General features: G+C 63.8%; 23 protein-coding genes and 1 tRNA gene. 12 read left to right on the plus strand and 12 right to left on the minus strand.

The window, feature by feature from the left end; translation table 11 throughout:
• The first annotated feature begins 2 nt into the window (after positions 1-2).
• The 3 genes from ACVWWJ_RS05640 to ACVWWJ_RS05650 all read left to right on the plus strand — a co-directional run bounded on the left by ACVWWJ_RS05640 (position 3) and on the right by ACVWWJ_RS05650 (position 3,114).
• Positions 3-356, plus strand: a complete 354-nt coding sequence (locus ACVWWJ_RS05640; RefSeq protein ID WP_159895575.1) for a Spx/MgsR family RNA polymerase-binding regulatory protein — start codon at positions 3-5, stop codon at positions 354-356.
• A 4-nt stretch (positions 357-360) separates the two neighbouring features.
• Complete coding sequence (gene dapE / locus ACVWWJ_RS05645) at positions 361-1,491, plus strand: succinyl-diaminopimelate desuccinylase (protein WP_456967056.1); 1,131 nt, start codon at positions 361-363, stop codon at positions 1,489-1,491.
• 96 nt (positions 1,492-1,587) lie between these two features.
• Entirely contained in the window at positions 1,588-3,114 is a 1,527-nt protein-coding gene (locus tag ACVWWJ_RS05650) for a hypothetical protein (RefSeq protein ID WP_456967057.1), read from the plus strand.
• Positions 3,115-3,120: 6 nt separating this feature from the next.
• Here the strand turns inward: ACVWWJ_RS05650 and ACVWWJ_RS05655 are convergent, their stop codons facing one another.
• Entirely contained in the window at positions 3,121-3,909 is a 789-nt protein-coding gene (locus tag ACVWWJ_RS05655; protein WP_456967058.1) for a phosphodiester glycosidase family protein, read from the minus strand.
• A gap of 128 nt (positions 3,910-4,037) precedes the next feature.
• Between ACVWWJ_RS05655 and ACVWWJ_RS05660 the strand changes: the two genes are divergently transcribed.
• On the plus strand, positions 4,038-4,526 hold the full coding sequence (locus ACVWWJ_RS05660) for an NUDIX hydrolase (RefSeq protein WP_456967059.1): 489 nt from the start codon (positions 4,038-4,040) through the stop codon (positions 4,524-4,526).
• Between the two features lie 187 nt (positions 4,527-4,713).
• Here the strand turns inward: ACVWWJ_RS05660 and parC are convergent, their stop codons facing one another.
• Together parC and ACVWWJ_RS05670 are read right to left on the minus strand one after the other, a co-directional pair.
• Entirely contained in the window at positions 4,714-6,954 is a 2,241-nt protein-coding gene (parC, locus tag ACVWWJ_RS05665) for a DNA topoisomerase IV subunit A (RefSeq protein WP_456967061.1), read from the minus strand.
• Positions 6,955-7,143: 189 nt separating this feature from the next.
• Entirely contained in the window at positions 7,144-8,187 is a 1,044-nt protein-coding gene (locus ACVWWJ_RS05670) for a proline iminopeptidase-family hydrolase (RefSeq protein WP_456967062.1), read from the minus strand.
• Between the two features lie 166 nt (positions 8,188-8,353).
• Here ACVWWJ_RS05670 and ACVWWJ_RS05675 point away from each other — a divergent pair, with 166 nt between their 5' ends.
• Complete coding sequence (locus ACVWWJ_RS05675) at positions 8,354-9,613, plus strand: acyltransferase family protein (RefSeq protein WP_456967063.1); 1,260 nt, start codon at positions 8,354-8,356, stop codon at positions 9,611-9,613.
• Here ACVWWJ_RS05675 and ACVWWJ_RS05680 read toward each other — a convergent pair.
• The gene (locus ACVWWJ_RS05680; RefSeq protein ID WP_456967064.1) at positions 9,603-10,436 is read right to left on the minus strand and encodes an endonuclease/exonuclease/phosphatase family protein; all 834 of its coding nucleotides are present in this window, start codon (positions 10,434-10,436) and stop codon (positions 9,603-9,605) included. The genes ACVWWJ_RS05675 and ACVWWJ_RS05680 overlap by 11 nt on opposite strands.
• Positions 10,437-10,615: 179 nt before the next feature.
• On the opposite strand from ACVWWJ_RS05680, the gene ACVWWJ_RS05685 reads away from it, so the two are divergent.
• Positions 10,616-11,098 (plus strand): hypothetical protein, encoded by a 483-nt coding sequence (locus ACVWWJ_RS05685; RefSeq protein WP_456967065.1) that lies wholly within the window; start codon positions 10,616-10,618, stop codon positions 11,096-11,098.
• A gap of 18 nt (positions 11,099-11,116) precedes the next feature.
• Here the strand turns inward: ACVWWJ_RS05685 and ACVWWJ_RS05690 are convergent, their stop codons facing one another.
• The 8 genes from ACVWWJ_RS05690 to ftsY all read right to left on the minus strand — a co-directional run bounded on the left by ACVWWJ_RS05690 (position 11,117) and on the right by ftsY (position 16,443).
• On the minus strand, positions 11,117-11,503 hold the full coding sequence (locus ACVWWJ_RS05690; RefSeq protein ID WP_456967066.1) for a hypothetical protein: 387 nt from the start codon (positions 11,501-11,503) through the stop codon (positions 11,117-11,119).
• 100 nt (positions 11,504-11,603) lie between these two features.
• A complete protein-coding gene (locus ACVWWJ_RS05695) occupies positions 11,604-12,179 on the minus strand; it encodes a hypothetical protein (protein ID WP_456967067.1) in 576 nt (191 codons plus the stop codon).
• Between the two features lie 169 nt (positions 12,180-12,348).
• A complete protein-coding gene (locus tag ACVWWJ_RS05700) occupies positions 12,349-12,639 on the minus strand; it encodes a hypothetical protein (RefSeq protein ID WP_159893507.1) in 291 nt (96 codons plus the stop codon).
• A 137-nt stretch (positions 12,640-12,776) separates the two neighbouring features.
• Positions 12,777-12,852 (minus strand) — tRNA-Phe (locus ACVWWJ_RS05705).
• Positions 12,853-12,918: 66 nt separating this feature from the next.
• Positions 12,919-13,197 (minus strand): oxidative damage protection protein, encoded by a 279-nt coding sequence (locus ACVWWJ_RS05710; RefSeq protein ID WP_159893509.1) that lies wholly within the window; start codon positions 13,195-13,197, stop codon positions 12,919-12,921.
• Positions 13,194-14,240 (minus strand): A/G-specific adenine glycosylase, encoded by a 1,047-nt coding sequence (mutY, locus tag ACVWWJ_RS05715; protein WP_456967068.1) that lies wholly within the window; start codon positions 14,238-14,240, stop codon positions 13,194-13,196. The genes ACVWWJ_RS05710 and mutY overlap by 4 nt, the downstream gene beginning before the upstream one ends.
• Positions 14,237-15,301: an AsmA family protein gene (locus ACVWWJ_RS05720; RefSeq protein WP_456967069.1), complete on the minus strand. Its 1,065-nt coding sequence runs from the start codon at positions 15,299-15,301 to the stop codon at positions 14,237-14,239. The genes mutY and ACVWWJ_RS05720 overlap by 4 nt, the downstream gene beginning before the upstream one ends.
• Positions 15,302-15,312: 11 nt before the next feature.
• A complete protein-coding gene (ftsY, locus tag ACVWWJ_RS05725) occupies positions 15,313-16,443 on the minus strand; it encodes a signal recognition particle-docking protein FtsY (RefSeq protein WP_456967070.1) in 1,131 nt (376 codons plus the stop codon).
• 64 nt (positions 16,444-16,507) lie between these two features.
• Here ftsY and rsmD point away from each other — a divergent pair, with 64 nt between their 5' ends.
• From rsmD to ACVWWJ_RS05755, 6 genes are all read left to right on the plus strand, one after another.
• Positions 16,508-17,077 (plus strand): 16S rRNA (guanine(966)-N(2))-methyltransferase RsmD, encoded by a 570-nt coding sequence (rsmD, locus tag ACVWWJ_RS05730; protein ID WP_456967072.1) that lies wholly within the window; start codon positions 16,508-16,510, stop codon positions 17,075-17,077.
• A gap of 26 nt (positions 17,078-17,103) precedes the next feature.
• Entirely contained in the window at positions 17,104-17,607 is a 504-nt protein-coding gene (gene coaD / locus ACVWWJ_RS05735; RefSeq protein ID WP_063571678.1) for a pantetheine-phosphate adenylyltransferase, read from the plus strand.
• Between the two features lie 17 nt (positions 17,608-17,624).
• A complete protein-coding gene (locus tag ACVWWJ_RS05740) occupies positions 17,625-18,128 on the plus strand; it encodes a hypothetical protein (RefSeq protein WP_159893573.1) in 504 nt (167 codons plus the stop codon).
• An 80-nt stretch (positions 18,129-18,208) separates the two neighbouring features.
• Entirely contained in the window at positions 18,209-18,466 is a 258-nt protein-coding gene (locus tag ACVWWJ_RS05745) for a YfhL family 4Fe-4S dicluster ferredoxin (RefSeq protein ID WP_063571679.1), read from the plus strand.
• Between the two features lie 65 nt (positions 18,467-18,531).
• Entirely contained in the window at positions 18,532-20,232 is a 1,701-nt protein-coding gene (gene ggt, locus ACVWWJ_RS05750; RefSeq protein WP_456967073.1) for a gamma-glutamyltransferase, read from the plus strand.
• 10 nt (positions 20,233-20,242) lie between these two features.
• Positions 20,243-21,094: an MBL fold metallo-hydrolase gene (locus tag ACVWWJ_RS05755; RefSeq protein ID WP_456967074.1), complete on the plus strand. Its 852-nt coding sequence runs from the start codon at positions 20,243-20,245 to the stop codon at positions 21,092-21,094.
• Positions 21,095-21,112: the final 18 nt, after the last annotated feature.

Consider the following 21,112-nt stretch of genomic DNA (forward strand, 5'->3'; position numbering starts at 1 on the left):
GCATGGCTGTCTTCGTTTATGGCCTGCCCACCTGCGATACCTGCAAGAAGGCACGCAACTGGCTCACACGGTTCGAGGTGGACCATGAGTTCATCGACTATCGCGCCCAGCCGGTGCCGGCCGCGACGCTGAAGGCATGGTCGGAGAAGGTCGGCGGTTGGGAAAAGCTGGTCAACAAGGCGTCGACCACGTGGCGCACGCTGTTGCCGCAACGCAAGGACCCACGGTCCGATCCCGAGTGGACGCTCCTGCTCAAGGAATACCCGGCCCTGATCAAGCGGCCGGTGGTGGTCGACGGCGACGAGGTCACGGTCGGTTTCACCGACAACGCCTTCAAGAAGCACTTCGGGAAGTAAGGTCATGTCGGACGTCCTCCAGCTCACGCGTGATCTCATCAGCCGTCGTTCCGTCACGCCGCAGGATGCCGGATGCCTTGACCTGATCGCCGGTCGGCTTGCCTCGCTCGGTTTTCATATCGAGCGCCTGCGCTTCGCCGACGTCGACAATCTGTGGGCTACCCATGGGAGTGAAGGCACCGTCCTGGCATTCCTTGGGCACTCGGATGTCGTGCCACCCGGCCCGGAGGACGCCTGGCGCTTCGCACCGTTCACCCCGACGGAGCGTGACGGCATGCTCTACGGTCGTGGCGCGGCGGACATGAAGGGGTCCGTCGCGGCCATGGTGGTCGCACTCGAAGGCTTTGTCCGGGCGAACCCGGATCATCCCGGCACCGTAGGCCTGTTGCTCACGAGTGACGAAGAGGGCGTAGCGCTGCACGGCGTGCGTGAAGTCGTCGGGCACTTCGCGAAGACGGATCAGCGCATTGACGCTTGCGTCGTCGGCGAGCCATCAGCGAAAGCCACGCTCGGCGACCTCATTCGCGTGGGGCGTCGCGGATCGCTCTCCGGGACGTTGACGGTGCATGGCATCCAGGGCCACGTGGCGTATCCGGAGAAGGCGAAGAATCCGATCCACAGCTTTGCGCCCGCCCTGGCGGCGCTTGCCGCAGAGCGCTGGGATGAAGGTAACGCGGATTTCCCGCCGACGTCGTTCCAGGTTTCCAACATCAACTCAGGCACCGGTGCGAACAATGTCATCCCGGGCGAACTCGTTGCGCTGATCAACTTCCGCTTTTCCACAGCGAGCACGGCGGACAGTCTTCGTGAGCGTGCCGAGACGATCCTCCGCGCACATGGCGTGGAATTCTCGATCGACTGGCATCTGTCCGGCCACCCATTCCTCGCCACGCCGGGCGGGAAGCTACGTGAGGTCGTCGTCGGCGTGTGCCGCGACCTGTGTGGTATCGATCCGGAACAGAGCACCGGCGGTGGCACCTCGGACGGTCGCTTCATCGCCCCCATGGGTGCCGAGGTGATCGAACTGGGTCCGGTAAACGCGACCATCCACAAGGTGGACGAGTGCGTGTCCGTTGCCGACCTCGAGCGCTTGCCTGACCTGTACCAGGCCATTTGCGAGCGCATGCTGCGTTGATCACCGACGCCTGTCGGCGTCTACCCCTGCTACGTCGCTAGCTGTCTATGTCCGAAGCTCTTCCGGCTCGATACCGGGCGGACGCAGGAATACGACATGAGGGTTTACGGACGCGCTGCCGCGGCAGTGCTGGTTTTCGCGGGAAGCTGCCAGCCGGCCGCCGCCATGACGCGTGATGTCACCAGCGTCGCCGGCGTAACGATCCTGAACGTAAGCAATGACGACGATCTGGTCGAAGTCGAGTTGAAGATCGAGGAATCGCTCGACGAGGGACAGCGAGTGGCTCTGACGGGTCCGTTGTCCATGCTCGGCGTTCTCAAGCCGGACGATGTCTACGCCTGGCCGGCGACCAATACCATCGTGCTCGACCCGGGCGCGGGACTTGGCATCTTTGGTTTCAACGCAACCGATCTCGCTAATCGCCATGCGGTTCTGAGTCGCTGGAACTGGAGCGATCGAGCGGAGGTGGATACGGGGCTGCGGCCCGTTCGCTCAGCCAATACCTCGACCCGCTCCATCGACGTTAGCTTCGATCTATCGGCAGCGACGCCGTCGTCCGTCTGCCGTGCGTTTCGCCGGAAGATGACCTCGACGGTGTTCGGGCAGCGAGTGCCGCCGCACGATGAATTTCGTGTTTTCGCGCGCGAACTCCGCCGCTGGTGCCAGTACGGCAACCTGTCGGTACACACGGCCGCGCTACCGCAGTTCACCATTGCTCCCTATCGCGCCACCGACGAACCGCGACTGAGCCTCGTGACCGAATGGGCCCTGCTTCGCAACAGTGATCCTATCGATTTGCGCGGAACAACCTTCCTGTTCTGGGCAAAGACCGTAGGCGAGGGCGGCGGCAGCGGCTTCGGACGGCGCGAGGGCACCGAAGGTTACTTCGATGCGGCACAGGGCGGACTGCGGCGCTTGCTCGACGCGTCCATCCACAGCGGGTGGGGGCCGATCGAATACGACGGGAGGGTGTCCGCATGGCCCATCGACTCGTCCTTCCCTGGTACCGGGAAAACGGGACTCTTCGTTTGCGATGAACCCGATGGTGAGGAGTTGTTCGGCTGCCCGCGCCAGCCGAGGCTGAGAACGCTGTACCCAGCCGACTCCATCGACGGCAAGGTTTCCGTATCCCGTGCGGAGCGCTTCATCGTCGGCGGTAATGCGCAGGCAGGCGTGTCGATCGATTCGACCGGCAAGGTGACGCCGAGCATGACCTTCAGCCTGAACCTGATCCGCTCGACGACGGAGACGGCGCAATCGGAAATGCACCTCGTGCAGACGCGGAGCAACACCGGCGTGACCTTTTACCGATCCACACGCTGGACCCCCGATGTGCCGGCGATCTATCGGTGGATCAACGCGCGCGCTCATCACGGCAGCCTGGTGCAGGCAACGCCGCTTGCCGGCACGTTGAATCCACAATATGAAATCGTCTGGGAGCTTCCCCTGAGCGGCAATGAAGGCCGGAAGCTCTCGTACAACGTGATCTACGAGGCTGGCTGGAACACGTGCTTCAACGGTCCCAACTGCACCGGTCATGTGCAGCCGCCGGACAGGACGCTTCAGTCCAAGGGTCGCGTCGGCTGGAAGGACCGCCTCAAGCTGGTGATTCCTTACAGCTGAACCTGCTCAGCGGTGCTTGGGGAACACCGCGATCATGCCCGCGTAAGGCTTGGTCATGAAGGCAGGCGCGCCCGCGTAGCCGTCGTCGGGCGTGAAGGCCTGCGAGATCGTGCCGTCGAGGAACAGGGCGTCCCGGCAACCGATCTCGTCGCGGAAAAGTCGGGCGAAGCTGTGGAAGTTGACTGGCGCACGACTGACCACGAAGACCACCTCATGAGGTGTCTTTGCACAGACGCCGCTGCGCCATTTCATGCTGTCCGAACCATTGTCGAACTGCGGGTTGATCTCGCCGTCGATGACCAGCATGGGGCCCGACTGCGTAGCCCAGCGCGGCTTGCGACCCGCGTCGCGAAACGCTTCGCTCGTGTGCACCTCGGCGCTGCCATCGTCGTAGACCGCGAAGACGCCGTTGGGCAGTAGCGAGAAATTTCCCGAGCGAGGATTGCCGTGGATCAGGTTCAGCGGGACGAGGGCTTTCCCGTTCTCGACATACAGCCCGAGCGGTTTGAACTCGCGGTCGTAGATGCCTGCATTGGTGGCGAACGACAGGGGGCGATCCTTGCCGGCGGTCCAGGTCCGGAGCGCATCGATCGTACCGAAGGGCTGGTCGGTATCGGGATTGCGCCAGTAGAGCTCGATGTCTTCGCGGCGCGTATCCACGGTGACAGCAAAATACGACTGGCTGTCGAAAACGAGTTCGCGGCTGTCGACGGCGTCCGCGGGTGCCACACAGCCCATGGCAGTCGCTGCCAGGGCGGCCGCCATAGCGATACGGGCGAACAGGGGACGGGTCATGCGGGAAAGCGACGGGTGGGGCATCCGTCGATGTTCGCCGGGTCGTCGCGCCCATGCAAGGGGCGAAACGCCGCCTTCGCATGGGGAGGGGGTAAACTTCGGGTTTTTTCCCCCTCGTTGCCATCGCCATGCCCTATACGCCCATCGTCGCCACGCTCGGCTATGTGATGTCGCCCGACGGCCAGCGCGTCCTCATGATCCACCGCAACGCCCGCCACGATGATCAGCATCTGGGCAAATACAACGGCCTCGGCGGAAAAATGGAGCCGGACGAAGACATTGCCGCCTGCATGCGTCGCGAGATCATGGAGGAGGCCGGTATCGAGTGCCTCGGGATGCGCCTGCGCGGCACGCTGAACTGGCCCGGCTTCGGTAAGAACGGTGAGGACTGGCTCGGCTTCATTTTTGTCATCGACCGGTACGCGGGAACGGCCTTCGAATCGAATGCCGAAGGCAAGCTGGAGTGGGTGTCGCTGAACGAGCTCGATGCCTTGCCGATGTGGGAAGGCGACCGTCACTTCCTGCCACTGGTGTTCGATGCCGATCCGCGGCCGTTTCATGGCGTGATGCCGTACAAGGACGGGCGGATGGTTTCCTGGAACGTGACGCGGCTCTGAAGCATCGCCGGTCCGAGCGTTGTCGATAACAGCATCGCCGATGAATCGGCTCCCACAACAGCCGCTCATGTGGGAGCCGATTCATCGGCGATGGCCTGAACGCTCATGTGGGAGCCGATTCATCGGCGATGGACCCGTCAGGGGCCGCCGATTGCCAGGGGCCGCCAATCCGGCGGCCCCCAACCGATCAGCCAGTCGTTTCGATCCGTTCCACGCGACGCAACCCGCGCGGCAACACGCCGCCACGCGTTGCACGGCTACCACCGTACTCGACGAGATCCGCCCACTTGAGCGTCAGCTTGCGCTGCCCTGCGTAAAGCGTGACTTCGCCCTTGCCCTCGGCAACAACGGCAACACCGACCACGCGCTCCTCGCCCGAGACCAGCTTGGCCTTCGGAATCTCGATGAGCTTGTTGCCCTTGCCCTTGTCCAGCTCTGGCAGCTCGGCTACCGAGAACATGAGCAGATGGCCTTCACCCGTGACCACGACGATGCGGTCGCGAGACGGATCCGCCGAGATCGCGGGCGCCAGGACGCGCGCGCCGTCGCTGAGCGCGATGATCTGCTTGCCGGCCTTTTGCCGACCCGTCAGTGCTTCGAAGCGGGTGACGAAGCCGTAGCCGAAGTCCGTGGCCAGCACGATGCGGGTGTCGTTGTCGGCCGTGACCACCGCGTCGAAACGTGCGCCAGCCGGCGGGCTGAACCGTCCGGTGAGCGGTTCGCCGTTGCCGCGCGCGGATGGCAGCGTGTGCGCCGGCGTCGCGTAAGCGCGACCTGTGGAGTCGATGAAGGCAACCTGCTGCGTCGTACGCGCGCGGGAGATTGCCAGGAGGCTGTCGCCATCGCGATAGGACAGCGCTTCGCCATCGATATCGTGGCCCTTGCCGGCGCGTACCCAGCCCTTCTGCGACAGCACGACAGTTACCGGCTCGGAAGCCACCAGCGCGCTCTCGTCCAGTGCCTGGGCGACGCTGCGCTCGATCAGGGGCGAACGACGCTCGTCGCCATACTTCTCGGCGTCGCTGCGTAGCTCTTCCTTGATCAGGCTCTTCAGCTTGGCGGGCGACTTCAGTAGTACGTTCAGGCGCGCGCGCTCTTCCTCGAGCTTGTTGGATTCTTCATTGATCTTCATTTCCTCGAGGCGAGCCAGCTGGCGCAGCTTGGTCTCGAGGATGTAATCGGCCTGCTCATCGTCAAGACGGAAGCGGGCGATGAGCACCGGCTTGGGCTCTTCCTCGGTACGGACGATGCGGATCACTTCATCCAGGTTGAGGTAGGCGATGCGCAAGGCGTCGAGCAGGTGCAGGCGACGCTCCACCCGGCCGAGACGGTGATTGAGCCGGCGCGTGACGGTATCGGTGCGGAAGCGCAGCCATTCGGTCAGGACCATCTTGAGGTCTTTGACCTGCGGCCGGCCGTCCAGGCCGATCATGTTCATGTTGACGCGGAAGCTCTTTTCGAGGTCCGTGGTAGCAAAGAGATGCTGCATCATCTCGTCCGCATCCACGCGGTTGGAGCGCGGCACGAGCACCAGGCGGATCGGGTTTTCGTGGTCCGACTCGTCGCGCAGATCCTCGATCATCGGCAGTTTCTTCGCGCGCATCTGCGCGGCGATCTGCTCGAGGATTTTCGAAGGGGATACCTGGTGCGGCAGCGCGGTGATGATGATGTTGCCCTCATCGCGCTCGTAGATGGCCCGGGCGCGAACGGAGCCACCGCCGGTCTGGTACATGGCCATGAGCTCGCGGCGCGGCGTGATGATCTCGGCCAGCGTCGGGTAATCCGGGCCCTGCACGTGCTCGCAGAGGTCGGCGATGGTGGCGTCCGGGTCGTCCAGCAGGCGAATGCAGGCGCTGGCGACCTCGCGCAGGTTGTGCGGAGGGATATCGGTGGCCATGCCCACGGCGATGCCCATCGACCCGTTGAGCAGCACATGGGGCACCCGTGCCGGCAGCCAGGAAGGCTCGTCCATGGTGCCGTCGAAGTTCGGGACCCAGTCCACCGTGCCGTGCTGGAGCTCGGAGAGCAGCACCTCGGCAATCGGGGTCAGGCGCGATTCCGTGTAGCGCATCGCGGCGAAACTTTTCGGGTCGTCCGGTGAACCGAAGTTGCCGTGGCCGTCGACGAGGGGGTAGCGGTACGAGAACGGCTGGGCCATCAGCACCATGGCTTCGTAGCAGGCCGAATCACCGTGCGGGTGGAACTTGCCGATCACGTCGCCGATGGTACGCGCCGACTTCTTCGGTTTGGCGGTGGCCGACAGGGCCAGTTCGCTCATGGCATAGATGATGCGGCGCTGGACCGGCTTGAGGCCGTCACCCACGAAGGGCAGGGCGCGGTCCAGCACCACGTACATGGAATAGTCGAGGTACGCCCGCTCGGCGTAGTCCTTGAGCGGGATCTGTTCGTAATTGGCTTGCAGATTCATGGGCTTGGCTGTCCGGCTGGCGCGCTAAGGCGCGTCGTTAACCGGACGATGTTGCCAGAAACCCGTCTCACAGGTGTAGACCATAGATAAATGGGGGAGCCGATTCATCGGCGAAAAGCCATCAGGCCATGTGGGAGCCGATTCATCGGCGAAAAGCCGACAGCGCAGTGAAGCCGCGCCCTCAATGGCTCACCGCAAAGCCTTACCCCCATCCACATCCTTCAGAAACCCGATCAACCCCGAAAAATACGTCTGCTGATCGTCATACATCGCCAGATGCCCGCCCTTCGGGCAAAGCAGAAACCGCGCATTGGGCATCTTCTTAGCCATGGCTTCCATGTATTTCGGGTCCATCGTGTCGTATTGCGCACCGATCACCAGCGTCGGCACCTTGATCGTCTTCAGCTCCTTGCTGCGATCCCAGTTCAGCAGCTTGCCGCTCGCGCCGAGTTCGCTGGGACCCTGCATGGATACATAGATCTGCTCGTTGAGGTGCCCAAACGAGCGCTGCACCGGCTCCGGCCACTGGTCGGCCGGCATGCGCAGGATGTGCTTCTCGTAGTGCAGGGGCATGAGGAGGGCCATGTAAGCCGGATCATCCGTCTTCTTCTCCGCCTCCATGCGCTTGATCTCGGCGAGTTTCTTCTGGTCCATCGCGGGCATCAGTACCTTCGTCGCGTACTGGTTGTACGCCGGGATGCTGTCGACCATGTTGGAAATGATCAGGCCCTTCAGGTGCTGCGGGTATTTCAGGGCATATTCGATCGCGAGCACGCCGCCCCACGAATGGCCCAACAGGTAGAAATTGTCCTTGTCCAGGTGGAGGGCCTGGCGCACCTGCTCCACCTCGTCGACGAAGCGGGGGATTTCCCACAGCGACTCGTCGGTAGGCTTGTCGCTGAACGCCGAGCCAAGCTGGTCGTAGTAGTAATACTCGATGCTCGCGCCGGGGAAGTAGCTGTCGAAGGCCTCGAAATACTCATGCGTGGCGCCAGGGCCGCCATGCAACAAGAGCACCTTGATGGTCGGGTTATTGCCGACCCGTTTGGTCCAGACGCGAAACTTGCCCTTGGGAGTGTCGATCGTGATCATTTTCACGCCGCCCGACAGGATGTCATCGTGCCCGGCGTGATCGAAATACGAACTCGGAGAGATAGGAGCGGTGTCGGCCGGCGCGGCGAACGCGCAAGCGGCGACGAGCAGCATCGTGACGGTAGCAAGCAAACGGCGCATGGCGTTGTCCCCCAGTTGATGGCGCCGACTATCGCCGGCCTCCGCCACGCTGGCAAGTCGTCACAAGCCTTGCACCGCCCCAAAGGTTCCCTGACAGGCCCACCCCACGTTCACCCGACGGCCAACCGGGTCCTGTTTACATAGTGCTTTTCAAGCGGGACCTGGCATGCGGAAAGACATCTCGGCAGACGGGCTGCGCGGCCTCGCTGCAGTCAATGTGCTGCTCTGCCATCTGTTTCTCGCCTTCCTGCCCGGCGGGTTCGCCTTCATCTACCCCGACACGACCACGCCGGACGCCATGCGTGGCGTCGTCGACCATATCATTGGCTTCGCGCCACTCTCCGTGTTGTGGAACGGACAGTTCGCGGTGTGCATCTTCTTCGTGCTCAGCGGCTATGTACTGACCAAGGCCTATATCGAGCGCGGCGATGCCATGATCTTCCGGCTCCGCGCCTCGCGCCGCTACCTGAGGCTATGCGTGCCGATCTTCGGGTCGGTGATGTTCGCCTGGTTCGTCATGAGCATGGGCTGGTCGCATGCCAGGGAAGCGGGTGCCCTTTCCGGGTCGCACTGGATCGCGAACTTCTGGAGCAAGCCGCCGGACTTGCTTGAGGCCTTGCGCGACGGTGTATACGGCACGCTGCTCGGTGGCTGGTCGCGGTTCAACCCCACGTTATGGACGATGAAGATCGAGCTGCTCGGCTCTATGTTCGTGTTCGCCTACCGGTCGCTGACACTGCCCGGGCGCTCCGGCGTGGTCAACTTTGCTGTCGCCGTCGCCTTGCTGGCCTGGTTCTTTCCGCACGACTGGCCGTACTACACGGCGTTTCTTGCCGGTAGCCACGTCGGTGAGGCGCGCCTGACAACGTCGAAGCCATGGCTCGCCTTGGCACTTATCGGCGCCGTCATCTGCGGCGGTTTCGACGTGTCGCCGTGGTACGACTGGACGCATGTCGTGCCGCTTGCCGACAACGAGCGAAAAGCCCTGTTCAACGTCGTTGGTGGCGTGCTTCTGCTGTATGTCGTGCGGTGCGGGCTGCTCGATGGCGTATTGCAGAGTCGACCCGCGCAGTTCATGGGACGTGTCTCGTATGCGTTCTACCTTGTGCACCTGCCAATCCTGCTCAGCTTCTCGGCGTGGTTCTACGTGATGGTATCGAAGACGCTGGCGCTCGGTGCCGTGCCGGCTGCACTACTCACCATTCCCGCGACATTCGCTGCCGTCATTGCGGCGGCCGTCGTCTTTGATCGGAGCTTCGATCGCTGGGGTATCGCCCTGTCGCAGGCCGTCTTCCCGGCACCCCGGACGCGGCCGAAGACGGTTGCCGTACGAAGTGTCGACGGTCTGCGGCGCCGACTGCGCTACCGACGTCGCCGCGTCGTCGAGCGCGGCGGCGACGTCGGGCAGCGAAAGATCAAAGGCTGAAGTTCGCCTCGACGGGAAAATGATCGGACGGATAACGACCGTCCTTCGAGGTAGTCACGGTCTGCACCGACGTGGCCTCCACGCCGCGATAGAGAATCCAGTCGATCCGCTTCGTGGGCTTGCCGGTGAAGTCGTGGAAGGTGTCTTCCGGGCCTTCACGTTTCGGCGCGGCGGACCATGCATCCTTCAGCGCGGCCGTAAGCGTGGCATGCGCTTCGCTCTCCGGCCCGGTGTTGAAGTCGCCCGTGATGATGACCGGTACGCCGGCCGGTAGCTTCCCGATCCACGTTGCCATTTCGCGCGCACTGCGAGAGCGGGCGTCTTCATCCTGGTCGCGGTACGGGTAATGCGTGTCGAGCAGATAGAAGCGCTTATGGTCAGAAAGTCGTTCGAACAACGCCCAGTTCACCATGCGCGGGAAGATGTTGCCCCAGGTAATGCTCGCGACCTTGTCCGGGGTATCGGAGAGCCAGTAGTCCCCGCTTTCGACGAGTTTCAGACGATCCTTCCTGTAGAAGATGCCCATGTGCTCGTCGGTGTGCGCGCCAAAACGGTCGCGGCCGAACCAGGTGTATTCCGGGAGTCGTGCGACCGTGTCGTCACCTTGCTCCTTCGCCAGCTCCTGCGTACCGATCACGTCCGGATGAAGTTGCCGGATGGTATCGGCGAACAGGTCCTTCCGTGCCTCCCAGCGGTTCGGGCCGTCCTTTCCGGTAATAGTGCGGACGTTGAAAGACATCACCCTCAGTTCGTCGGCGATGGCCGGCTGGGCGATGGCTGCGGTGAGGGCCGCGAGAAGGGCGAGTCGGGACATCCGGATCATGCGTGGAGGATTCCTGGGGGCGGGAAGTCCTCCGAATATAGCGACGTAACGAGGTCATTTCCGTTACCTGGGTCGCCCTCCAAGCGACACCATGTCGCGCCCCGGGTCGCCCGCGTTGGCGTCCACGGGTCTGGCTAATCGGTCAGAATGAGGCGATTGTGCGCAACAGCGGAGCGGATATGAACAACCCTGAGCCCGAAACACCACGCCCCGGCGCCAACGGCCGTCGCGTCGCGCTTGTGGTCCTCCTGATCGCTTTCGTGGCCTCGGCAACCACGGCGATGCTGGCATTCACGGCATCCCACCGTGCGCGCACGGCGGATGCCACGGCGCAAGCTGCGGACATCGCCGACCTGCATGCGACGCTTGCTGAATGGCAGGCGCAGGTAACCGAAGCACAGCAGGCCGGGCATGACGACGCTCCGCAGCGCGTGCTTACGCTAGCGTCGCGTGCGGCGGCGCTATCCGCCTGGAAGCCACGAACGCCGTGCGGCCAGTTGGGCCGCGAGCAGCTTCGTGTAGCTATGGACGCGCGGATTCGTCGCATCGACGGCGTGCTTGCCAGAAAGCCTGCTGGGCTGGATCGCGTCGATGAGCAGGCGAGCCTCGAAGATGCGCTTCATCAGTGCGAAGTTGAGCCAGGGCGTGATGTGAATATTTAACGGGCGGATGGCAGCCGCTTATCCGCCCATCGAGCCAAAGTGCACATAGCCCGCGAGTGCCTTAAAGATTCCCCAAAGGACGGCGAGCACCGCAGCGCCACCGAACACGGAGAACTTCCAATTGACCATAACCTCTACTTTGCGCTCGACGATCTCGACCCTTCTCTCGATCGACTCGGTCGTGGTTGTCAGGTGCTTGACGTCGACTCTCAGCTCGGTCACGCCCACCTTAAGCTCGGTCACGTCGCGCCGCATCTCGCTGAGATCGCTCCACATTTCCCGGAGATCGCTCTGTATCTCCCGGAGAACAACCATCGCGACGTCACCGCCAAAGGACTGGGCGAAGGCGGGGCCCTGCGACGGAAAGGTGGCGTTCTTCGGCGTTTCGGTAAGTGCTGTGGACATGGGTTACCTCATTTCCTGAGCGCGGCTATACGGCGCGCTTGCCTTATAAACCTCACTCAAACATCTTCGTGGCGACGGTATGCCGATTGAGCGATTCGCCTTAATCAAAGAAGCCAGCGAGGGTCTTCGCGCCGCCATCGGCGAGCCAGACGAAAAGTCCGCCGCAGCTCACCAGGGTGGCAAGGCTCGTCGACGCAACGCTCTTCCAGGTAGGAAGGTGGTCAATCCGTGCGTCGATTCGAGTGAGCTTGCCGTCAGCCTCGCGCTGTTGGATTTCCTGCCGGACAAACCGGTCCTCGGCGCGATTGAAGCGTTCCTCTGTCAGATCAAACCGATCCTCGACTCGATCGAGGCGTTGTTCGACAACGACGAGGCGCGCTCCGATGGCTGACGTCTGGATTTTCAGTTCAACGATGTCTTCGCTGACTTTGTCCAGACGTTTGTCCATGTAGCCCAGACGCTGATCCATGGTGTCCAGACGCTTATCCATGGTGTCCAGACGCCCGTCTATCGACTGGAGTCTTCCGTCGATGCTCCTGAGCAGGGTTTCGATAGTCACCGGGTTGTTCTCTGTGGGGTGTGCTTCGGGAAAGTCAGCGTAACGAGTCGAATAGCCGCCTGAATTGAGAATCGAGACCGATCTCGAAGTTTCAGTTGTCGCGTTCAGGATGGTCATGAAGGATCTCCGCAGGGCCGAATCAGATTCGCCCGGAGAGGACCGGACTGTCTGTAGCGCGCGCCCACGCCATGATGTCGGTAGCCGCCGCGGAGCAACGGAACGCGAAAGGCCCGCTCGTGGGCGGGCCTTTGCCTTCATCAACAGAATTTTTTCTGGTCTCGTCGACTCAGGTCTGGCACTGAACCAGGATGTCCCGCTTCGGCATGCCACCCCCCGCAGCCTTATAGGGGCTGATGCTGTAGTTGACCTGGGAACCTTCGTTGCGATCCAGTACTTCGTAGGGTCCATGGCAAAGGCCCGACGCTTTGTTGTAGCAGTCGCCGATGGTTTGAGAGCCTGAATCGCAAGACACGACAAGGGCCTGATCGCCGTCGGCCAGCTTTACCTGCCTGGACCCCGCGCAACCGGCCAGGAGACCGACGATGGAAATCAATAGAGCGACTCGTATACCTGCCATGTGACGCTGCCCCCCCGATCCGTGCGGTCGACAAATGCGCCAGCGGCAACCGACGCGACGAAATACATGTCGTTTGTAGCAGGGCGGGGGGAGATCACGCAACGCTGTGTTCGCTGAGGAGGCGGAGCGTTGCGAAATGGTGGCTCGGGACGGAATCGAACCGCCGACACGGGGATTTTCAATCCCCTGCTCTACCAACTGAGCTACCGAGCCACGAGTGCCTGCAACGAATGTTGCGGCGAGTGGAGCCGCGTATTAAATCCGTTGCGGGCGCCGACGTCAAGCCTCTCTTTCGGGCGGAACATACCCAGCGGGCTGTACGACATCGCCGCCGAAGAAGTACTTCTCCATTTCGCCGCTGAGGAAGCCGCGGGTTTTCGGGTCCAGTGGCGACAGGCGCATCTCATTGATAAGCATGGTCTGGTGGCTCAGCCACTGCGCCCATGCTTCCTTTGAGACGCCCTCGTAGATGCGCTTGCCGAGATCGCCGGGCCAGGGAGCGAAATCGAGTCCTTCGGCCTCACGGCCGAGTTTCACGCAGTGAACCATGCGCGTCATGGGGATATCTCCGGAAGGTTGTGCAGCAGCGTGCGCACCGGGGCGGGCAGGCCGAGCGAGGCGATTTCATCCCGGTCGCACCAGCGACGGTCGGGGCGGTCGGCCACGGCGGCAAGCGGGGCCGCATGGTCGAACAGGATGGGGGAAACGTCCAGTCGGTAGTGACTGAAGACGTGGGTAAAGGCGGGCAGGGGGTCGGCGTCGCCGACGCGGGCGATACGTGCCGCGACGGAAATGGCTACCGTCGTATCGTCCGCCTCCGGCAGGCTCCACAGGCCCGACCAAACGCCCTGGGCGCCGCGCTTCTCCAGCAGGATGCGACCGCGTGAGTCGCGCAGCAGCAACATCGAGAGCGCGCGCGTCGGAATCTTCTTACCGGGCCTGGCAGTCGGGAGAGTGGCGGTGAGGCCGTCGCGCAACGCTACGCAGCGCGCGGCCTGAGGGCACAGCGGACACAACGGTTTGCTGCGCACGCAGACCGTGGCGCCAAGATCCATGATCGCCTGGGTGAAATCCGTCGTGCGTTTCGCTGGCGTGTGCTCGTCCGCAAACAACCACAACCGCTTTTCAACGGCGCTTTCGCCGGGATGTCCGACAACCCCGTGGTAGCGAGTCAGCACGCGCTTTACGTTGCCGTCGAGGATCGGGAAACGCAGGCCGTAGGCCTGGGCGAGGATCGCGCCGGCCGTGGAGCGACCGATGCCCGGCAACGCGAGAAGGGCATCGAGATCGCGCGGCAATTCACCATCGTGGCGCTCGACACATAGCTGCGCGGCCCGATGCAGGAAGCGCGCCCGGCGGTAGTAGCCAAGCCCCGACCACAGCGCCAGCACGGTGTCTTCCTCGGCTTCGGCCAGCGAGGCGAGGGTAGGCAGCCGCTGCACGAAGCGTTCGAAGTAACCGATGACCGTAACCACCTGGGTCTGTTGCAGCATGATCTCCGAAAGCCACACGCGATATGCATCGCGCGGATGCTGCCAGGGGAGGTCCTTGCGGCCGTGATGGTCGTACCAGCGAAGCAGTTCCGTGGCAAACGTGTTCATGGCGACGCGGCCGGGGGAGCGGCCGTGCCGCTGGCAGCTGGCGCCGTGGGTGTCGCCCGGACCTGCAGGCCCTTGATATGCACGCTGCCGACGTCGACCTGCGTGGCCTCGATGCTGCCCTCTACAGGAGGCAGCGTGGGAGGACGTCCGGCTTGCATGCCCGCCCACCAGTCGGCCAGCGCGATAGGCGGCATGTGCAGATCCGCGTGGTCGTGCTCACCGTCGACCTTCAGGGCGATCGACAGGGGGTCACGCTGGTTGGCCGGAGCCACCCCGAGCACGATGTCGTAAGGTGCCGTGCCCGGGCGTGTGAGCTGTCCGGCCAGCGACGCGCCGACATCGGCGCCGCCTCGCCAGGTGGCATCGCCGCGCAGCTTCGCCCCGAAGCGATCCTTGCCAGCAAGGTCGACGTCGAGACCGCCCAGCGTCAGAACGCCGCGAACGAGCGACGGGGTCGTCGCGAGGTCGAGTGTGTAAATAGCTTCTTCCGACGTGCTCGCATCGACCGATAGCGTGAAGCGGTGCCCGTTGGCGAGTCGGCCGGCATCGATATCTACATTGGAAAGCAGGAGGCGATTGCCGCGTAGAAGTGTGCTTCGCGAGACGCGGAAACCTGCATCGATTTCAGGCAGGATCGCACCCGCTGTGGATGACCGGGGCGGAAGAGTATCCAGGTAGGACGAGACGGCATCGAGATCGATGCGTGCTCCCTCGATCTCGAGCCGCGAAATAGTGGCCTCCCCACCCATGAGGGTGCGCCACGGAAGCACGATCTTGCCCCGCGAGGCGACGATCAGCGGGGTGCCGCCGTCCGCGCCGCGCAGCGTTATCCCGTCCAGTTCCAGCGACGGTTTGGGAAACAGCGTGGGGCTGGCAGGATTGGCCAGCGTGAGTTCGAGGCCGGCGACGCGCGCCCGCGATTGCAGCAGCGCCGTGAAGCGCTCCGGTTGGAGCACGACGTACATCGCGATCAAGGCCGCGACGACGATAGCCACGACAAAACCAGCAACGACAAGAAGCCCGAGCCGCAGTCGACGGTTCATCGCCGGGAGGCCTGCCATGCGACGCTCACTCAGCCACCGAGGCTCGCCGGCAACAGGCCGTCGACGAAGGCTTCCGCATCGAAGACGCGCAGGTCGGTCGCCGTCTCGCCAAGTCCGACATAGCGAATGGGCAGCTTGAATTCGCGTGCGAGAGCGAACATCACGCCACCCTTGGCGGTGCCGTCGAGCTTGGTGACGACCAGGCCCGTGACGCCAGCGGTGTCCCGGAACTGGCGGAGCTGGCTGATCGCGTTCTGGCCGGTCGTGCCGTCGATCACCATGAGCACTTCGTGCGGAGCGGCGGCATCGAGCTTCTTCATCACGCGACCGATCTTGCCGAGTTCGTCCATCAGGCCGCCCTGCGTGTGCAGGCGACCCGCCGTGTCGGCGATAAGGACCTGGGTACCGCGCGACCGGGCGGCCTGCAGTGCGTCGAAGATCACGCTGGCGGAGTCGGCATCCTGTCCCTGGGAAACCACGGGAACCTTGTTGCGCTCGCCCCAGGCCTTCAACTGCTCGACGGCGGCGGCGCGGAAGGTGTCGCCCGCGGCCAGCATCACGCTGCGCCCTTCATCCGAGTAGCGGCGCGCCAGCTTGCCGATGGTGGTGGTCTTGCCGACGCCGTTGATACCGACGGTGAGGATGACGAAGGGCGTGGACGTCGAGACGTCGAGCGGCTTCTCCACCGGCTTGAGCAGGGCGACGAGCTCGCGGCGCAGGGCCTTCAGGAGGTCCCCGGCGTCGGCGAATTCGCGCTTGTGCATCCGCTTGCGGAGATCTTCGACCAGGTTGCTGCTGGCTTCCACGCCGACATCGGCGGTGATCAGCGTCGTTTCCAGTTCGTCGAGCAGGTCGTCGTCGAGTTTGGGGTGACGAACGAAGAGGGTGGTCAGGCTCTTGGCGAACCCGCTGCCGGAAAGTCGTTCGCGCCAGCTGCGTTTGGCCGGCTGCGCCGCTTCGACGATCGAGGCTTCCTCGACATCCGGCTCGACCTCGGGCGCCTCGGGCTCGGGCAGAACGGTTTCGGCGAGCGCTTCGGCGACGGCCGGGCCGGCGTCGATCGAGGCGGTATCCGCAGCCTTCTCCGGGCGATCTTCGGGCGGCGCGACGTCGGGCGTCGCGGCGGGTTCGACGGGCTTCTTCTTCCAGAACTTGAGCATTGCGCCAGCGATTCAAAGACAATAGGCGAATGCTAGCACTCCCGCCCTCACTGGCCGCTGAGCGATGAACGCGTCCGGCCGCGTCCGCATCATCGGTGGAACCCTGCGCAACTCCCGGCTCGACGTCCCCGATCTGCCGGGGCTCCGGCCCACGGCCGATCGCGTCCGCGAAACCCTGTTCAACTGGCTTCAGCCGGTGGTGGGCGGGGCTCGCTGCCTCGATCTCTACGCGGGAACCGGGGCACTCGGCATCGAGGCGTTGTCCCGCGGCGCGGGGTCGGTGACCTTCGTCGAGCGCGAGGCGCGACTGGCGGCCGCCCTTAAGGCAAACCTGGCGCGGCTGAAGGTCAGTGCGGAAGTGATCGCCGACGACGCGTCGCGCTGGCTCCGCGGCTCCGGTCGGCCTTTCGACGTCGTCCTCCTCGACCCGCCGTTCGCCCTGGATGCCTGGGCTGACACCGCCCGGCAATTGGAAGACGGCGGCTGGATCGTCGCCCGCGGCTGGATCTACGTGGAGGCACCCCGCGGCGCAGTACTCAGCTTGCCTGCCAACTGGCTTCCGCACCGCCAGGGTCACGCCGGGGAGGTCGCCTACGCCCTCTATCGCCGCACCCCGGCTGATCCGTTAAGCTAGCCCGCGCTTTCCTTCGACCCACCTACATGACTCCTCTGCCGGCCAATCCGCGACTTGCCGTTTATCCCGGCACGTTCGATCCGATCACGAACGGTCACGCCGATCTCGTATCCCGTGCCGCGCCCCTGTTCGACCGCATCGTGGTCGCCGTGGCGGAGAGCCGGAACAAGGGGCCTGGCTTCAGCCTGGGTGAGCGCATCGCGCTGGCCCGCCTGGCGCTGGCCGACCTGCCCAATGTGGAAGTTCGCGGGTTCGATTGCCTGCTCGCCCATTTCGTCGCCGAGATCGGCGCGGGCGTGATCCTGCGGGGCCTGCGGGCCGTGTCGGACTTCGAATACGAATTCCAGCTTGCCAGCATGAACCGTCACCTGATTCCCCAGGCCGAGACGCTGTTCCTGACCCCGGCCGAGCAATACAGCTTCATTTCCTCCTCGCTAGTGCGTGAAATCGGTCGCCTGGGTGGCGATATCTCCGGCTTCGTGCATCCGGCGGTGCAGCAGGCCATGCGCCAACGCTGGCGCAACTCTTGAAAACAAAGGTGATCATCATGCGTAAGTTCGTCCTCGCCGCGTCCGTGGCCCTGACCGCCGCCCTGGCTCTGTCCGCCTGCAACAAGTCCGAAGACGCCGATCAGGCTGCGACGACGCAGGAAGCCGCTGTTGCCAAGCCGACCAACCCGACCGATACCAAGGCCTGGAGCCAGTACTTCGGCCAGATCGTGCGCAAGAACATGCAGGGCATGACGGCCGACCGTCCCTTCCCGTACTTCGTTCCGGCTGGCGACGACCAGGCTGGCCAGGACGGTCGCGCCCGCCAGCTCGAGAACGTCCAGGGCACCGTTGCCCGCGGCGTCACCCCGGGCAACATGCTCGTCTTCGGTGGCCCGGAGTCGGCCAAGACCGCCGACCTCATGGTCGAAGCCTTCAAGGGCGCGAACGCGGGCTCGTTCAAGAACGTCATCATCCTGTTCATCGGTGACCAGGCCGATCAGCAGCGCGTTGCCGACGCCTTGGCCCCGACCGGCGCCACGTACCGCTTCGTCGCTTACTGATCGACGGTTCCGGTGTCTGAAGAAGGGCGTCGCATCTGCGGCGCCCTTTTTTTGGCTGATGTAGGGGTAAAATGACCGGTATGTCCCTGATCATCCTCGACACCTGCGTCAACTGCGACGTCTGCGAACCCGTGTGCCCGAACAAGGCCATCTCGCTTGGCGAGGTTTACTACGAGATCAACCCGGACCTGTGCACGGAGTGCGTGGGTCATTTCGACGTGCCGCAATGCGTCGAGGTCTGCCCGGTAGAGTGCATCCCGAACGATCCCGACCGCGTCGAGTCGCGTGACCAGCTCATGCTCAAGTACGAGCACCTGATGGCGAAAGCCGCCTCGTAAGCCCTTGCCCGGCGTCATCGGTTAATCTCACCGATAGCGATATCTTTATTCCGGAGCGAAACCCCATGGTCCATGCCCCGTCGTGGCGCGTGCTCGCCGCGAGCCTCTTCCTTGTTGCCGGCGCAGGCAGCGCTGCCGCACAAAATCCGTCGGTTCCCTCGAAGGGTCCTGGCCACGCCGCCATCGCCAGCGCCAACTACCTCGCCACCAACGCAGGGTTCGAAGTGCTGGCCAAGGGCGGCAATGCGTTCGATGCCGCCGTTGCGGTCTCGTCGACGCTTGCCGTGGTTGAGCAGCAGAGCTCGGGCATTGGCGGTGGCTTCATGGCCCTGTTGCACCGCGCTTCCGACAACCGCGATGTGTTCATCGACGCCCGCGAAACCGCGCCCAAGGCTGTCGACATGAAGGTCTATGTCGGCAAGGACGGTCAGCCCAACCGCGATGTCTCGACCAACGGCCCGCTGTCCGCCGGCATTCCGGGTGAACCGGCCGGCTTGGTATGGATGGCATCGCACTACGGCAGGTTGCCGCTGTCGGCGTCGCTCGCGCCGGCGATCCGCATCGCGACGGAAGGCTTCCAGCCGGACGCGCGTTTCCTCGGAACCATCGAAGATCGCAAGGACGTCCTCGCGCGGTATCCGGCTTCGGCCGCAGTGTACCTGCCCGGCGGCAACGTTCCCTCCGCCGGCTGGACCCTGAAGCAACCCGATCTGGCGAAAACCCTGCAGCGACTTGCGGCGAAGGGCCATGACGGCTTCTACAAAGGCGAGACGGCGAAACTTCTCGTCGATGCATCGCGTAGCGGCGGTGGCAACTGGACCGCCGCCGATCTCGAGGCCTACCAGGCCAAAGAGCGCGAACCGCTCAGCGTCAACTACAAGGGCTATCGCATCGTCACGGCCCCGCCACCGTCGTCGGGCGGCGTTGCCATTGCTGAAATCCTCAACATCCTCGGCGGCTTCGACCTCACAAGGCTGGACGTCGCCCATGCCACGCATCTCACCATCGAATCGATGCGCAGGGCATTTCGCGATCACAACGAATATCTCGGCGATCCCGACTTCGTGAAGATGCCCCTCGACATGCTGCTGTCGCCGTACTACGCCGACGGCCTGCGTGCGACGATCTCGCCGGACAAGGCCACACCGTCCGACCTGCTTCCGACCTCGATGGCACCCGAGCCTGGCATGCACACCACCCACTTCTCGGTCATCGATGCCGACGGCAACATGGTCGCCTCGACGCTCACGGTGAATCTCGAGTTCGGTTCGGCCTTTGTCGCCAAGGGCACCGGGGTGGTGCTCAACGACGAGATGGACGACTTCGCCCTCGTGCCAGGTCAGCCCAATGCCTTCGGCCTTCGCGGTGCGCTGGCGAATGCGCCGGAGCCCGGAAAGCGCATGTTGTCGTCGATGTCGCCCAGTTTCGTCTTCGGCGCCGACCGCACGGCGGTGATCGGCTCGCCTGGCGGGTCGACCATCATCACGCAGGTGCTCGAGGGAATCCTCGCCTTCATCGACGGCAAGAGCGCGTCGGAGATCACCGCGCAGAAGCGTTACCACCACCAGTACCTGCCCGATCGCGTCGATGTCGAGGCCGGCGTCTTCGATGACGCCACGACCAAAGCGTTGACGGATATGGGGCATGTGCTGAAAAATCGCTCACCGTGGGGCTTCATGAACGTCGTCACCTGGGACCACCGCACGAACAAACTCGATGCGGCCAGCGACCCGCGCCGCCCGTCAGGGCTCGGCAAGGTGCAGTAAGGTTGTCCTCATGAAGCTCTGGTCACTTATCGGCAATTCCCAGCGGCTCGACGGCGGCGCGATGTTCGGCAACGCGCCGCGCGTCATGTGGTCGCGCTGGGTGGAGCCGGATGCGGAGAATCGCATTCCGCTGGCTTGCCGTTGCCTTCTGGTTACCGGCCTGGATGGCAGGAACGTGCTGTTCGAGACGGGCATCGGCGCGTTCTTCGATCCCGCCATGCGCGAGCGCTTCGGCGTCGTCGAGGATCGCCACGTGCTGCTCGACTCCCTCGCCGAGGTCGGTCTTCGCCATGAGGACATCGACGCCGTGGTGCTGTCGCACCTTCACTTCGATCACGCTGGCGGCCTGCTTGCGCCTTGGGTCGAGGGGCAGCCTGCCACGTTGCTGTTTCCGAATGCACGCTTCCTCGTTGGCGCGGAACACTGGTCGCGCGCGCGCGATCCGCATCCGCGCGACCGCGCCTCGTTCATTCCCGAGCTGGTGGGTCTGCTCGAAGCAAGCGGCCGGCTCGAACTCGTCGAAAGAGGGCAAACGTCCTCACTGGGCGATGCCGTACGTTTCGACTTCTCCGAGGGCCATACGCCGGGGCTCATGCTCGCCGAGGTCGGTGGCGTTGCGTTCTGCGCCGACCTCATCCCCGGTCGGCCCTGGGTGCATCTGCCGGTAACGATGGGCTACGACCGCTGGCCGGAAAAACTGATCGACGAGAAACGGGCATTCCTCGACGACAAGATAGAACGTGGCGTAAAGCTGTTCTTTACCCACGACCACGATTGCGCCATGGCGTCCGTGGAAAAGGACGGTAAAGGCCGCTATGCGGCTGCCGATACGCATGAACGACTAAGCGGCATCGAGGCGTAAGGACGCCGGTGACGGGCA

This window comes from Luteibacter sp. HA06 (assembly GCF_054061215.1).